Here is a 14,777-nt window from a genome sequence, read left to right on the forward strand (position 1 = left end):
GACCGTCGGCGACGGCGGCCGAGACTACTGCCGTCCGTCGGCCCGCTCGCTCGAGGAGGCGGTCACCTCGAGTCCGGGGCTGTAGTAGGAGACGGGATCGGCGTCGGGCCGGTCGAAGCGCTCGGCCCCCAACAGAGTGTTTTCCGTGATACGCGCCTCGGCGGAGTACAGCGTCCAGGGGTCGTGTTCGACCGCGGTGAATCGAAGATTGTCGTCGAGATCCTCGGCGTAGAAGCCGTAGCGTTCGACGAGAAACGCCGCAAGCGGTTTCTCGGGTGCCGAAAACGGCTCTCCTGTCGGGCGGTACGTCGCCTCGTAGGTCGCCGGACGGGCGCCGGGGTGGCGACGGCGGCTTCGAAACCGGACTCCCCCGTCCTCGACCGACAACGAGATCCGGGCGTAGTAGTACGGGAGGTGGTGAAAGAGGCGGGCACCGAGGACGCCCGCGACCCCCTGGGCGTCGAGGCTGAAGAAGTAGACCGCCGGCTTTCCCTGGTACGTGACGTAGGTCCGCACGTTGATCTCGGGAAGCGAGAGCCCAACCCACCGCGGCAGGCCCCGCGGGCGGATCGCCCCGTTTACGAAGGGAACGACCGAGAGCCAGGCCTTCCCGTCGTGGGTATCGAGATCGAGCACGTCGGGGACGTGGGGACGGAGGAGGGCGGGATCGACCGGCCAGTTCTCGAACAGGAGGTGGCGCCAGTCCATCTCGAGGGCGACGACCATGGCGGAAGGAGGGAGCGAAAGCGGAAATCGGTTCGGGTAGACAGGTGCGAGCGTCTCGGTTACTTGTCTTTCGGGAGCGAACGTTTCGGGATGACCCCGAACGATCCGACCCCCGACGCGGAGCGAACCCGCCCCTCGACGGAGGCGAGCTACGGAATCCCCGCGGAGGAGACGGGAATGCTCGACTGGGAGTTCGTCGCCGAACGGCTGCGGGGCGATCGCTCCTACTGGGTGACGACGATCCGGCCCGACGGCAGGCCCCACGCCCGCCCGACGTGGGGCGTCTGGATCGACGGCGCCTTCCACTGTGGCGGCGAGCGGACGCGGTGGGTCCGGAACCTCGCCGCCGACCCCTCGATCGTCGTCCACCGCGGGGACTCCGAAGAGGTCGTGATCCTCGAGGGCGAAGCCGAACGGATCGACCGCAAACGCGTCGGCGAGGAGTTGATCGACCGCCTCGAAGCGGCCTACCGGGGGAAGTACGACGTGGGAGACGGAACCCCCTTTTTCCGGGTCCGTCCCGAGCGGGTGCTCGCCTGGAGCAAGTTTCCGACGGACGCGACCCGCTGGACGTTCGAGAAATGACGGAGTTACCCGGGCGAGCCGGGGCACCTGGTTTCTTGTGGACCCCCGCCCTACGACGCCGCAGTGACCGACGACCGCGAGCCGGCCGACGCCCGCCACGACCGCATCTCGACCCATCCCACGCCCGGTCGGGGGAACTCGCTTTCGGGCTGGCCGGAGGCGAAACACCCCGTGCGGGTCGCCGTCAACTACGTCGTCGTCTGGCTGATCCGGCTCTCGCCGTCGCTCCGCCTCAAACGACTCCTGTTACGGGCGCTCGGGGCCACGGTCGCGCCGGGGGTCTCCTGGGGACTGGAAGCGACGCCGGACGTCTTCTGGCCCGAACTGATCACCCTCCGGGAGGACGCCCTGGTGGGCTACGACGCGACCCTGCTCTGTCACGAGTTTCTCCAGGAGGAGTACCGAACGGGGGAGGTCGTCGTCGGCGAGCGCGCGACCGTCGGCGCGGGCGCGATCGTCCTCCCGGGGGTGGAGGTCGGCGCGGGCGCGACGGTCGCGGCGAATTCCCTGGTTACCCGGGACGTCCCCGCGGACACGACCGTTGCGGGGGTGCCCGCCGAGGCGATGGGCTCGGGCGGAGAGTGACGACGAAACGACTATGGTGGATCTCGCCGACCACCCGGTATGACCCTCGAGTCGCGCATCGAGGCGGGGGGACGCCGGCTGCTCACCTCGCCGCTGTGGCTCGGCCTGTCGATCACGGCCGTGCTCGTCGCCCCGATCTTCCTCGTCCCGGGGATCCCGGTGTGGGTTGGCGCCTTCTGGCTCGTGACCGTGACCCCGACCGTCCTCCTCGGAACCTACGCGACGTTCGCCCTCTACCGGTGGCTCCGCGGAGCGGTCGGACGGGACGCGCCGACGGCCACGGCGGCCGAGGAGCCACGGACCCGCGAGCGTCCGATCGACCGGCTCCGGGAGCGGTACGCGACCGGCGAGATCGACGAGGAGACGTTCGAGCGGACCGTCGAGCGCTTACTCGAGACCGATCCCAACGAGGGAGGTCGCGAGCGCGATCTCCTCCGGGAGTAGCCTAAAGTCCGAGGACGGCGACCCCGGCGACCGTCGCCGCAGTGATCGCGACCGTCCAGACGGCGATGCTCGCGGTCATCCAGCCGAGCGTGGAGCGACCGCGGGCGCCGAGTCCGAGGGCGATGACCGCCGCGAGGTGGACCCCGGTAAGGACCGGGGCGGCGAACGCGAGGCCGGGGAGGCCGTAGCTGTTCCAGACCCGCCGGGCGCGCTCGCGGCGTTTCGATCCCTCGCCCTCTCCCCAGCCAAAGCGTGCGGCGAGGCGCTCGTAGGCGAGGACGATCCCGTAGATCGGGAGGGCGTTGCCCGCGAACGCGACCCCGGCCACGAGGAGGGGGTCAAGTCCGATCGCGATCCCCGCGGGGATCACGAGCAGGATCTCGAGCCACGGGATCGCCGCGAGGACGAAGACGAGCAGGTACCGCCAGGGGCCGCTCGCCCTGGCGATCCACTCCCGGACCTGCCCGCCCTGGAGGAGAGCGTCTCCGGCGAGCGTGTCGGCGACCGGGAGCAGTGAATCGACGAGACTCGAGGCGTCCATCGACGGACGTCGGCCCGGCGGGAGAAAGAACGTGTCGATCGAGCTACAGCGACGACCAGGCGGTTCGCGCACGGTTCCAGGAGGTGAGGTCCGCGATCCAGCGGGCCGCGATCAGCTTCTTCAGGTTCTTCGCGGGGAAGCCCCCGAAGGTGTCACCGAAGGGGTACATCGAGACCTCGTGGGCGACGGCCTTCTCGCCGACGGAGACGACCGTCCCTTTGTCGTCGTACTCCCAGGTCAAAAGCGGGCGGTTCTCGATCGCGCGGGCGATGTTCTCGCCGGCGACCTCGGCGGCCTGCCAGGCGGCCTGGGCCGTCGGCGGCGCGGGCACGTCGCCCTGGTCTACGATCGCCGAGTCGCCGATCGCGAACACCCGGTCGTCGCTCGTCCGGAAGTTCGCCTCGGTGGTGACCCGGTTGTGTTCGTTCTCGAGGTCGGCGCCCTCCATGGCGTCCTGGCCGGTGATCCCGCCGGTCCAGACGAAGACGTCGTAGTCGAGGGGCTCGCCCTCGTCGAAGTGGATCGTGCCGTCCTCGGCCTCCGTGATCGGGTCGTCGGTGTGGATGCGGACGCCCGCCTCCTCCAGCAGCGAGCGGAGTTCGCGCTGGATCTCGGGGTCGTTGCCCGGGAAGATCTCCTCTAGGGCCTCGACGAGGTGGACGTCGATCGGCGCGCGGTTGGCGTCGCGGAACTCGGCGATCTCGCCGGCCGACTGGATCCCCGAGAGCCCGGCGCCGCCGACGACGACCTGTGCGGGCTCGCCCCGAGTCGCCTCCCGGCTCGCGGCGTCGATCGCGTCGTGGATCTCGAGGGCGTCCTCCAGGCTCTTCAGGGTCAGCGAGTGCTCTTCGAGGCCGGGAATGCCGTAGTAGGCGGTCTGGCTCCCGAGGCCGACGAGGACGTAGTCGTAGTCGACGTCCTCGCCCTCGGCGAGGGAGACGACCTGGTCGTCGGTGTCGAGGCCCGTCACCGTGTCCTGGACGAACCGGGTGGAGGGGTCGGCGATGTCGTGGACGGGGACCGTGATGTCCGAGCGCACGCCCGGGTCCCGGATCACGCGGTGGGACTCGTGGAGCACGAGGTGGTAGTCGGTCTCGGAGACCCAGGTGATCCGTGCGTCGTCGTCGAGTTCCGATTGGAGCTTCTTGATCGTTCCGGCGCCGGCGTACCCGGCCCCGAGAACGACGACGTTCTCTGGCATACCCGCCCCTCGGAAACACACCGATACAAAGGTGTTGAAGCGCGAACGGTGTGTCCGTCAGTACCACGCGGAGCCGACTGCCGGAAGCGCAAGCGTGTGGCAATATTTGTGCCCGCCCCGTTCGACGGGCGGCCCGACGAAAGACGGTTCAGATGATCCGTCGTCCGAACGCGCTGGCAGCGAGTTCGGTCGCCAGGGTCGCGGTCTCGTTCGCTTCGTCGAGGATCGGATTCACCTCGACGACGTCCATCGACCGGAGGAGTCCCGAATCGCCGAGGCGTTCGGAGACGGACTCGAGCGCGGAGTGGGCCTCCCGGTAGCTGACGCCCCCGCGGACGGGGGTGCCGACCCCGGGTGCGGTCTTGGGGTCGAGCCAGTCCAGATCGAGGCTGACGTGAACCCCGTCGGTGCCCGCCGCGGCGACCTCCAGAGCGTCCTCGACGACGGCGTTGACCCCCCGCTCGTCGATGTCGGACATCGTGTAGGCGGTCATCTCGCTGTCGCGGATCGCCACGCGTTCGCGGTCGTCGAGACTCCGGAGGCCGACGTAGGCGACGGACTCGTCGCGGACCCCGGGCGCCTGGGCCCAGGACATCTCAGCGAAGGCGCCCCGTCCGAGGATCGCCGCCAGCGGCATCCCGTGGACGTTCCCGCTGGGGGAGGTCTCGGGGGTGTTGAAGTCGCCGTGGGCGTCGAACCAGACGACGCCGAGATCCGCCTCGCGGGCGGCACCGCCTACCGTCCCGATCGCGATCGAGTGGTCCCCGCCGAGCACGAGCGGGGTGACGCCCTCGGCGATGGTCTCGGCCACTCGCTCCTCGAGTCGGGTACAGACGTCCTCGATCTCCGCCAGGAACTTCGCCTCGCCCTCGCTGGGCGGGCTGGCGTCGGGGTCGCGTTCCTCCGCGCGGGCGACGACGAGGTCGCCGTCGTCGGTCGGGGTAGTTCCGGCTTCCGCCAGCCCGTCGGCCAGTCCCGCGTACCTGATCGCGGAGGGGCCCATGTCGACCCCGCGTCGGTTCGTCCCGTAGTCCATCGGCGCGCCGATCACCCGGACGGCTCCGTCCATGACCGACCTACGGCGGCGGGCGGTTTAGTTGTAGGCGACTCGCCGACCGGCCGGACGGAAGCTTTAGGAATAGACGGACCTAATCTCCGGGTGATGCTGAGCGACGTGATGGAGGACTACCTCAAGGCGATCTACCGGCTCCAGCGCGACCGGGAGGACCGGATCAAGACCTCCGAGATCGCCGAGGAGCTCTCGGTCACGTCGCCGACGGTGACGAGCATGGTCGAGAAGCTAGAGGACCGCGGGCTCGTCGACCGCGAGAAGTACAAGGGCGTCCGGCTCACCGAGGAGGGCCGCGGCGTCGCAATCGAGGTCGTCCGCCACCACCGCCTGCTCGAGGCCTACCTGACCGAACACCTGGATTACGACTGGGCGGAGGTCCACGACGAGGCCGACCGGCTCGAACACCACATCAGCGAGGAGTTCGAAACCCGGGTCGCGGCCGCCCTGGACGACCCCGAGGTCGATCCCCACGGCTCGCCGATCCCCGGCGCCGACCTGGAGCCTCCATCGACGCGGACGGGCGATCCGGTCTCGGCGTTCGCGGAGGGCGACCGGGTCGTCGTCCGGGAGGTCGCAGACCGCGACGCCGAGGTGCTCTCATATCTCGCAGACCACGGCGTCGAACCCGGCGTCTCCCTCGAGATCAGAGAGATCGCCCCCTTCGGAATGATCACGGCGCGGGCGGCGGGCCACGACGAGGACGTTTCTCTGCCCGAGGAGGTCGCGAGACACGTCCGGGTTGCCCCGCCGGCCGAGGTCGAGGGCTGAGGAGAGTACGGCGACGGAGCGACCGCAGACCCGCTCTCGACCTCGCGAATCGTTCCTGGCCGGGAAAATCCCACGATCGGTCGGGGCAAAGGGTTTAGTGGAGCCCTCCGAAACTACGAATCGACGTAACCGATCGCCAATCCACGGGTTTAAGGAAATCTATCACGAAGGATATCACAGAACACATCATGTCATCGATCGAACTCACCCCGAGCCAGAAGAAGATCCTGCGCGCGCTGACGAACCTCCACAAGGACTCCGAGGACGCGATCAAAGGCGAGGACATCGCCGAGCAGGTCGACCGCAATCCCGGAACGATCCGCAACCAGATGCAGAGCCTGAAAGCCCTCCAGTTGGTCGAGGGCGTCCCCGGGCCGAAAGGCGGCTACAAGCCGACGGCGACGGCCTACGAGGCCCTCGAGATCCAGCAGATGGACGAGCCCGCCTCCGTCCCGCTTCGCCACGAGGGCGAGGACGTCGAGGGCGTCATCGTCGAGGAGATCGACCTCTCGAGCGTCCACCACCCCGAGCTCTGTCGTGCCGAGGTCCACATCCAGGGGGCGATCGACGGCTTTCACGAGGACGACTCCGTGACCGTCGGCCCGACGCCGCTCTCGAAGCTCAAGATCGAGGGCAGCGTCGACGGGAAAGACGACACGAACAACATCCTCATCCTCCGGATCGACGACATGGTCGCCCCCGCCGAGGAGCCGGCCCACTGACCGGCGCCCGACTCACTCCGCGTCGTCCGACGCTTCTCGCTCCCCGTCCTCCACAGCGGGGAGCACGTCGACGCTCGCCACCGCGTCGTCGGCCGCGACGTCCATCACCGTTACGCCCAGCGTGTTCCGCCCGACCGTCGAGATCTCGGCGGCCCGCGTGCGCATGATCTGGCCGCGCTCGCTCATCACGATCAGGTGATCGTCCGCGTCGATGGCCTCGACGGCCGTCACCGGCCCGTTGCGGTCGTCGGTCTTGATGTCGATCAACCCCTTGCCGTACCGCGACTGGGTCCGGTATTCCGAGAGCAGGGTACGCTTGCCGTAGCCCCGCTCCGTGACCGTCAGCAGCGAGCGGTCGTCCCCGGCGCCGCCGCCGGTCGCGACCAGCCCCGCGACAGCGTCGCCGTCCTCGAGTTTGATCGCGCCGACGCCCCGGGCGTTCCGGCCCATCTCACGGACCTCGCTCTCGTCGAAGCGGATCGTCATCCCGCCCTCGGTGGCGACGACGAGGTCGCCGGTGCCGTCGGTGACCTCGACGTCGACCAGTTCGTCGCCCTCCTCGAGAGAGGCCGCGATCAGGCCCGTCGTGCGAATGTTCTCGAAGGCCTCACCCGCCGTCCGCTTGACGTACCCCTGGCGGGTGACCGTCGTCACGCACTCGCTTTCGGCGAACTCGTCGGTGTCGACGACGGCCGTGATCTCCTCGCCGGGATCGAGGTCGAGGACGTTGACCGCGGACTTCCCCCTCGCGGTGCGGCCCATCTCGGGGATCTCGTAGGTCTTGAGCCGGTAGACCTGGCCGTGGTTCGTAAAGCAAAGGAGGTAGTCGTGGGTGTTCGCCCGGAAGACGGCCGTTACCCGGTCGCCCTCCTTTACGTCCGCGCCGATGATCCCCTTCCCGCCCCGACCCTGGGGGTCGAAGGCATCGACCGGCATTCGCTTGACGTAGTCGTCCTCGGTCATCACGACGAGGACCTCCTCCTCGGGGATGAGGTCCTCGTGGGTCACGGTGCCCGCGTCCTCGACGATCGACGTCCGCCGGTCATCGTCGTACTCGTCTTTGATCTCGCGGAGTTCCTCCGTGATCACCGAGTCGAGACGCTCGTCGCTGTCGAGGATCGCCTCCAGGCGCTCGATTTCGACCTCGACCTCCTCGTACTCCTCCTCGATCTCGACGGCCTCCATCGAGGTGAGACTCCCGAGTTGCATCCGAACGATGTGGTCGGCCTGGTCGGCCGAGAACTCGAAGGTCTCGCGTAGGCCCTCCTTTGCGGCCGAGCGGTCCTCGGAGTTCTGGATCAAGTCGACGACCGCCTCGACGTGTTCCAGCGCTCGCAGTCGCCCCTCGAGGATGTGTGCGCGCTCTTCGGCCTCCGCCAAGTCGTACTCGCTGCGCCGCCGGACGACCTCGCGGCGGTGGTTGACGTACTCCTGGAGGGTCTCTTTCAGGCTCAGAACCCGGGGCTGGCCGTCGACCAGCGCGAGGTTGATGACGCCGAAGGTCTTCTCCAGGTGGTTCTCGAGCAGGCGGTTCTCGACGACCTCGGTGTTCGCGCCGCGCTTGAGCTCGACGACGATCCGGACGCCGTCGCGGTCGGACTCGTCTCTGAGATCGCTGATCCCCTCGATCTCCCCCTCGTTTACGTCCTCGGCGATGCGTTCGACCAGCCGGGCCTTGTTGGCCTGGTAGGGGATCTCCGAGATGACGATCCGCTCGCGGTCGTTGCCGAACTCCTCGACTTCGAACTCGGCGCGCACCCGGATGCGTCCGCGGCCGGTCTTGTACGCCGAGTAGATGGCGTCCCGGCCGACGATGTTCGCGCCCGTCGGGAAGTCGGGGCCCTTGACGTGGTCCATCAGGTCCTCGACGGTCGCCTCCGAGTTCTCGATCAGTGCGACCGTCGCGTCGATCACCTCGCCCAGGTTGTGCGGTGGGATGTTCGTGCTCATCCCGACGGCGATCCCCGAGGAGCCGTTGACCAGCAGGTTCGGGAACGCGGCCGGAAGGACGTCGGGCTCCTGTAAGCGGTCGTCGTAGTTCGCCGAGAAGTCGACGGTGTCCTTTTCGATGTCCGAGAGGAGTTCCTCGGAGACGGCGGCCATCCGGGCCTCGGTGTATCGGGGCGCTGCAGCGGGGTCGCCGTCCATCGAGCCGAAGTTCCCCTGGCCGTCGACGAGGGGATAGCGCATCGAGAACTCCTGGGCCATCCGGACCAGGGTGTCGTAGATCGGGCTATCACCATGGGGATGGTAGTCACCCATCGTCTCGCCGACGATCGAGGACGACTTCCGATGGGAGGAGCCTGAGGTGACGCCCATCTCATGCATCGCGTACAGGATCCGACGGTGGACCGGCTTCAGCCCGTCCTCGACACGGGGGAGGGCACGTCCCGCGATGACGCTCATCGCGTAGTCGATGTAGCTCTGTTCCATCTCGTCTTCGATGCGGACGGACTCTACGGCTGCGGCGTCGATGTCGGTGGGATCGGGAACGTCTGAACTCATGGAATTACCTCGAATTGTTGGATCATATATCGATCCACTCGGCTTCGGGAGCGTGATCCTTGATGAACTGTTTTCGCGGGCCGACGGCGTCGCCCATCAGTACGGAGAACATCTTGTCGGCGGCGGCAGCGTCCTCGATCGTGATCCGTTTCAGGATGCGGTTTTCGGGGTTCATCGTCGTCTCCCAGAGCTGTTCGGGGTTCATCTCGCCGAGGCCCTTGAACCGCTGGACGCGGGTCGGGTTGCCGTTACATTTCTCTTCGACGATCTCGTCGCGTTCGGCGTCGGTCATCGCGTCGTAGGTCTCGCCGCGATACCGGATGCGGTACAGCGGCGGCTGGGTCGCGTACACGTAACCGCCCTCCAGCAGCGGGCGCATGTGCCGGTAGAAGAAGGTCAGCAGCAGGGTGCGGATGTGGGCGCCGTCGACGTCGGCGTCGGTCGCCATGATGATCTTCTTGTAGCGGACGTCGGCGACGTCGAACTCGTCGCCGATCCCCGCGCCGATCGCGGTGATCATGTTCCGAATCTGGTCGTTCTCGAGGATGCGATCGAGTCGGTGTTTCTCGACGTTGAGCACTTTCCCCCGAATGGGGAGCACTGCTTGGAACTCGGGGTCGCGGGCCTGTTTGGCGCTCCCGCCTGCCGAATCCCCCTCCGCGATGAACAGTTCGGCCTCCTCGGGATCCTTCGTCTGGCAGTCCGCGAGCTTTCCGGGCAGCGACGTCGAGTCGAGCGCGGACTTCCGGCGGGTAAGCTCCTCGGCCTTCTTCGCCGCTTTCCGGGCTTTCGCGGCCTCGACGGCCTTCATCACGATCGCCTGGGCCGTGTCGGGGTTCTCCTCGAAGTAGGTGCCCAGTCCCTCGTGGATCGTGCTCTCGACGATCCCCCGGACGTCGCTGTTGCCGAGTTTCGTCTTCGTCTGGCCCTCGAACTGGGGATCGGGGTGTTTGATCGAGATCACTGCCGTCAGCCCCTCGCGGATGTCCTCGCCCCGCAAGTTCTCGTCGAGGTCCGAGAGCAGGTCGTTCTCGCCCGCGTAGTCGTTGACACACCGTGTCAGCGCGGTCTTGAACCCGGTGAGGTGAGTGCCGCCCTCGCGAGTGTTGATGTTGTTCGCGAAGGCATGGATCGAGCCCTGGAGCTCCTGGGTCGCCTGCATCGCGACCTCGACTTCGATTCCCTCGCCGCTATCCTCAAAGTAGATGACGTCGTCGTGCATCGCCGAGCGCGTCTCGTTCAGATACTCGACGAACTCACGGATCCCGCCGTCGTAGCGGTAGGTCTCCTCGACCTTCTCGTCGTCGTGGCTTCCGTCTCGGTCGTCCTCGGCGCGTTCGTCCCGCAGCGTGATCGCGACCCCGGAGTTGAGGAAGGCCAGCTCCCGAAGCCGGTTCGAGAGCGTCGAGAAGGAAAAGTCGGTCGTCTCGAAGATGTCGGAGTCCGGCCAGAACGTGATCTCAGTCCCCGTCTCCTCGCCCTCCAGATCGCCGACGCGTTCCATCTCGCCCTGTGGGGCGCCCCCCGCGAAGGTGTGAGAGAAGACCCCGCCGTCGCGGCTGACCTCGGTCTCGAGGCGTTCGGAGAGGGCGTTGACGACGCTGACGCCGACGCCGTGGAGCCCGCCCGACACCTGGTAGGACTTGTTGTCGAACTTCCCGCCGGCGTGGAGCACCGTCATGATGACCTCGAGGGCGGGACGGTCGTATTCGGCGTGGGTGTCGACGGGGATTCCCCGGCCGTCGTCGGCGACGGAGACCCCGCCGTCCTCGCGGATGGTGACGGTGATCTCCTCGCAGTGGCCGGCGAGCGCCTCGTCGATCGAGTTGTCCACCACCTCGTAGACGAGGTGATGGAGCCCTCGAGCGTCGGTAGAGCCGATGTACATCGCCGGCCGCTTCCGGACGGCCTCCAGGCCTTCTAGAACCTGGATCTGGCCGGCGCCGTACTCGCGTTCCTGGGACATGAGAAACCTGTCTTCGGGTAGTGGTCGGTCCTTGATAAAGCTCACGTGTGCGCGCTCGCGCGTAGAGCAAGCTAGTTCACTTTCACTCCGGTAACGCACAGCTTTTACCCGCGCCGTTAGTATGGAGGCGTAATGACGTCGCTCCAGTCGACCCTCGGCGACGATCCGGGGATCGCCGAGGAACTCGCGGACAACCAGCGGGCGATCTCGATCGCCGAGTTCTTCGAGAAGAACAAGCACATGCTCGGCTTCGACAGTGGCGCCCGCGGCCTCGTCACGGCCGTCAAGGAGGCCGTCGACAACGCCCTGGACGCCGCCGAGGAGTCGGGGATCCTGCCCGACATCTACGTCGAGATCGAGGAGGCCGGCGACTACTACCGACTGATCGTCGAGGACAACGGTCCGGGGCTCACCGCCGACTCGCTGCCGAAGGTCTTCGGGAAACTCCTCTATGGCTCCCGATTCCACGTTCGCGAGCAGTCCCGCGGCCAGCAGGGGATCGGGATCTCCGCGGCCGTCCTCTACAGCCAACTCACGAGCGGCAAACCCGCGAAGATCACGAGCCGGACCCAGGGAGGCGAGACCGCGAAGTACTTCGAACTCATCATCGACACCGACGAGAACGAACCCGAGATCAGTGTGCAAGAAGAGACGACCTGGGACCGCCCCCACGGCACCCGGATCGAACTCGAGATGGAGGCGAACATGCGCGCGCGCTCGCAACTCCACGACTACATCAAGCACACGGCGGTCGTCAACCCCCACGCCCGGATCGAGCTTCGCGAGCCCAACGCCCACTTCAAGTCCGAGCGTGCGACCGACCAGCTTCCCGAGGAGACGGAGGAGATCCGTCCCCACCCCCACGGCGTCGAACTCGGGACCGTGATCAAGATGCTCGGCTCGACGGACTCACACTCCGTCTCGGGCTTCCTCCAGGGCGAGTTCACCCGGGTAGGCAAGAAGACCGCCGACTCGGTCGTCGACGCCTTCCGGGATCGCCACTACGGCCGCGAGATGGCCTGGACGCCGCCGGGCGCTCGCGGAGGGGTTTCGGAGGGCGACGTCGCGAGCGCGGTCGTCGAGGCGACCGCGAACAAGGGAGCCGACGCGACCGATGCCTTCGCGGAGGGAGTCGCCGATTCCCTCAGAGAGCGCGAGCGCGTCGCCCACCACCAGCTCAGCGAGATCGTCGAGGACGCAGCCGAGGAGATCGGTGAGGAGTTCGGAACGACTTTCGGCGAGACGGTCCGCGAGCGCGCGACCGAGGCCGCCTGGCTGACCGTCGTCGGTGCAGGCGACGAGAGCGAGGACGACGCCGTTGACGAATCCCGAACCGCCGACGACCTCTACCGGATCGCCGACGACGCGACGAGTTCCCGGAAGGACGACGCCGTGATCCGGGCCTTTGCCGACCGACTCGCGGGCACCTTCAGGGAGGGAAGTCACCGACTGACCCGCGACGAGCTTGAGGACCGGGTCGGCCGCGCCGCCGAACTCACCGAGGAGTACGACGACGTCAGTTTCGGGGAAACAGCCCGGGAAAACGTCGTCGAGTCGGTCTGGTCGGTGATGGAGACGGTGCCGGACGACCCGCCGCTCGTGCGCGAACTGGCCGGGAGCCGGGACGCCGCCAGCGACCTCGTCGAGGCGATGCGGGAAACCGACATCATGGCGCCGCCGACGCGGTGTCTCTCGCCGATTTCGTCCGAGCTGATCCAGGCCGGACTCGAAAAGGAGTACGACGCGGACTTCTACGCGGCCGCGACCCGCGACGCGGGCGTGGCGGGCGGGGACCCGTTCATCGTCGAGGCGGGGATCGCCTACGGCGGCGAGATCGAGGCCGAAGGCAGCGCCGACGTGATGCGCTTTGCCAATCGGGTCCCGCTGGTCTACCAGCGCGGGGCGTGTGCGACGACCGACGTCGTCAAGGGAATCGGCTGGCGCAACTACGGGCTCGATCAGCCGGGCGGCAGCGGGATGCCCAACGGCCCCGCCGTGATCATGGTCCACGTCGCCTCGACGAACGTCCCCTTCACGAGCGAGTCCAAGGACGCCGTCGCGAACGTCCCCGAGATCGAAGACGAGATCGAACTCGCGATCCGGGAGGCCGCCCGCGACCTGAAGAGCTACCTCAATAAGCGCCGGTCGATGCAGAAACGCCGGAAGAAACAGAGCGTGCTGGGGGAGATCCTCCCCGAGATGGCAGAGAAGGTCGCCGAGGTCACCGGCAACGACGAACCCGAGATCGACGACGCGATCGCCCGGATCATGAACAACGTGCTCGTCGAACGCCGGACGGAGGCGAACGGCGACGGCCAGCGGGTCCGGGTGGCCATCGAGAACCACTCGGGGACCAACGAGTCGATCGAACTCACCGACATCGTCACCGCCGAACCGACGGAGGTGAGCGACGGCGCGAGCGTCGTCGAGATGGACGGCGAGTGGTTCGTCCGCTGGGAGACCGACGTTCCCAGCGACGGCGAAGCAGTGCTCGAATACCGGACGGGAGACGACGCGGCGTTCGACCTCGACGTGAAGGGAGTCGAAACCGAGAAACTCACGGTGAACCAATGAGCGCAGACGACGACCGGGCCAGAGAGCAATTGATCGACCTCGCCGCACGGTTCTACGACCAGTTCGAGCAGGGGGAGGTCCCCTCGATGTCGATCCCCACCCGGACGAAGAGCAACATCGAGTACGACGAGGAGGCCGACGTCTGGGTGTACGGCGACCGGGAATCGACGCGGTCGGCGAACTCCGTTCGGGGCGCCCAGAAGCTCCTGAAGGCAGTCTACACCATCGACTTCCTCGCCGACCAGCTAGAGCAGGACAGGTCGTCGACCCTGCGTGAGCTGTACTACCTTTCCGAAAGCTGGGACAACGACAACGCCCAGTTCAACGACCAGGACGAGTCGAACCAGCTGGTCGAGGACTTAGAGATCGTCAGCGAGGTCACCCGCGAGGACTTCCACATGCGCCCCGAGGAATCGGGCGCGAAGGTGATGGGGCCGCTTCGGATCAGAGAGCAGACGAACCGAGGTGCCAGAGAGATCCACTGCCAGGACGACGTCGGACAGGGTGGCTACCAGATCCCGAACAATCCCGACACGATCGAGTTCCTCGAGTGTGACGCCGAGTTCGTCCTCTGTGTCGAGACCGGCGGGATGCGCGACCGGCTCGTCGAGAACGGGTTCGACGAGGAGTTCGGCGCGCTGACCGTCCACCTCGGGGGCCAGCCCGCGCGGGCGACCCGGCGGCTCACGAAGCGCCTCCACGACGAACTCGACCTGCCCGTGACGGTGTTTACCGACGGCGACCCGTGGTCCTACCGGATCTTCGGCTCGGTCGCCTACGGCTCGATCAAGTCCGCTCACCTCTCGGAGTACCTCGCGACGCCCCAGGCGCAGTTCATCGGGATCCAGCCCGCCGACATCGTCGAGTACGACCTCCCGACGGACCCCCTCTCGGACTCGGACGTCAACGCCCTGGAGAACGAACTTGAGGACCCCCGGTTCCAGACCGACTACTGGGAAGAACAGATCGAGCTCCAGCTCGAAATCGACAAGAAGGCAGAACAGCAGGCACTCGCCGCCCGCGGGCTCGACTTCGTTACGGAGACGTATCTGCCCGAACGGCTGGACGAGATGGGCGTCCTGTAGTCC

13 protein-coding genes are annotated in these 14,777 nt (G+C 67.2%); 7 read left to right on the forward strand and 6 right to left on the reverse strand.

Translation table 11 applies throughout. The features are described 5' to 3' along the window. Positions 1-24: 24 nt before the first annotated feature. Complete coding sequence (locus tag DVH23_RS00460) at positions 25-726, reverse strand: YqjF family protein (RefSeq protein WP_114575470.1); 702 nt, start codon at positions 724-726, stop codon at positions 25-27. 90 nt (positions 727-816) lie between these two features. Here DVH23_RS00460 and DVH23_RS00465 point away from each other — a divergent pair, with 90 nt between their 5' ends. From DVH23_RS00465 to DVH23_RS00475, 3 genes are all read left to right on the forward strand, one after another. Then, positions 817-1,311: a pyridoxamine 5'-phosphate oxidase family protein gene (locus DVH23_RS00465; protein ID WP_114575471.1), complete on the forward strand. Its 495-nt coding sequence runs from the start codon at positions 817-819 to the stop codon at positions 1,309-1,311. Between the two features lie 63 nt (positions 1,312-1,374). Next, complete coding sequence (locus DVH23_RS00470; RefSeq protein WP_114575472.1) at positions 1,375-1,896, forward strand: DapH/DapD/GlmU-related protein; 522 nt, start codon at positions 1,375-1,377, stop codon at positions 1,894-1,896. Positions 1,897-1,935: 39 nt separating this feature from the next. Beyond that, on the forward strand, positions 1,936-2,340 hold the full coding sequence (locus tag DVH23_RS00475; protein WP_114575473.1) for an SHOCT domain-containing protein: 405 nt from the start codon (positions 1,936-1,938) through the stop codon (positions 2,338-2,340). Position 2,341: 1 nt separating this feature from the next. Here the strand turns inward: DVH23_RS00475 and DVH23_RS00480 are convergent, their stop codons facing one another. From DVH23_RS00480 to rocF, 3 genes are all read right to left on the reverse strand, one after another. Further along, on the reverse strand, positions 2,342-2,881 hold the full coding sequence (locus DVH23_RS00480) for a small multi-drug export protein (RefSeq protein ID WP_114575474.1): 540 nt from the start codon (positions 2,879-2,881) through the stop codon (positions 2,342-2,344). Between the two features lie 43 nt (positions 2,882-2,924). Continuing rightward, positions 2,925-4,082: an NAD(P)/FAD-dependent oxidoreductase gene (locus DVH23_RS00485; protein WP_114575475.1), complete on the reverse strand. Its 1,158-nt coding sequence runs from the start codon at positions 4,080-4,082 to the stop codon at positions 2,925-2,927. A 148-nt stretch (positions 4,083-4,230) separates the two neighbouring features. Beyond that, entirely contained in the window at positions 4,231-5,151 is a 921-nt protein-coding gene (rocF, locus tag DVH23_RS00490) for an arginase (RefSeq protein WP_114575476.1), read from the reverse strand. A 90-nt stretch (positions 5,152-5,241) separates the two neighbouring features. Here rocF and DVH23_RS00495 point away from each other — a divergent pair, with 90 nt between their 5' ends. Next, a complete protein-coding gene (locus DVH23_RS00495) occupies positions 5,242-5,922 on the forward strand; it encodes a metal-dependent transcriptional regulator (RefSeq protein ID WP_114575477.1) in 681 nt (226 codons plus the stop codon). Between the two features lie 188 nt (positions 5,923-6,110). Then, positions 6,111-6,644 carry an Rrf2 family transcriptional regulator gene (locus DVH23_RS00500; protein ID WP_114575478.1) on the forward strand — a complete coding sequence of 178 codons (534 nt, stop codon included), beginning with the start codon at positions 6,111-6,113 and terminating at the stop codon, positions 6,642-6,644. A gap of 12 nt (positions 6,645-6,656) precedes the next feature. Here the strand turns inward: DVH23_RS00500 and gyrA are convergent, their stop codons facing one another. Both gyrA and gyrB read right to left on the reverse strand, forming a co-directional pair. After that, positions 6,657-9,149: a DNA gyrase subunit A gene (gene gyrA, locus DVH23_RS00505; protein ID WP_114575479.1), complete on the reverse strand. Its 2,493-nt coding sequence runs from the start codon at positions 9,147-9,149 to the stop codon at positions 6,657-6,659. A gap of 22 nt (positions 9,150-9,171) precedes the next feature. Beyond that, positions 9,172-11,115: a DNA topoisomerase (ATP-hydrolyzing) subunit B gene (gene gyrB, locus DVH23_RS00510; RefSeq protein ID WP_114575480.1), complete on the reverse strand. Its 1,944-nt coding sequence runs from the start codon at positions 11,113-11,115 to the stop codon at positions 9,172-9,174. Between the two features lie 132 nt (positions 11,116-11,247). Between gyrB and DVH23_RS00515 the strand changes: the two genes are divergently transcribed. Both DVH23_RS00515 and DVH23_RS00520 read left to right on the forward strand, forming a co-directional pair. After that, positions 11,248-13,689, forward strand: a complete 2,442-nt coding sequence (locus DVH23_RS00515; RefSeq protein ID WP_114575481.1) for a DNA topoisomerase VI subunit B — start codon at positions 11,248-11,250, stop codon at positions 13,687-13,689. Then, positions 13,686-14,774, forward strand: coding sequence for a DNA topoisomerase IV subunit A (locus DVH23_RS00520; RefSeq protein ID WP_114575482.1), 1,089 nt, complete (start codon positions 13,686-13,688; stop codon positions 14,772-14,774). Before DVH23_RS00515 ends, DVH23_RS00520 begins: the two co-directional genes overlap by 4 nt. Positions 14,775-14,777: the final 3 nt, after the last annotated feature.

The organism is Saliphagus sp. LR7 (assembly GCF_003344565.1).
GTDB lineage: Archaea > Halobacteriota > Halobacteria > Halobacteriales > Natrialbaceae > Saliphagus > Saliphagus infecundisoli.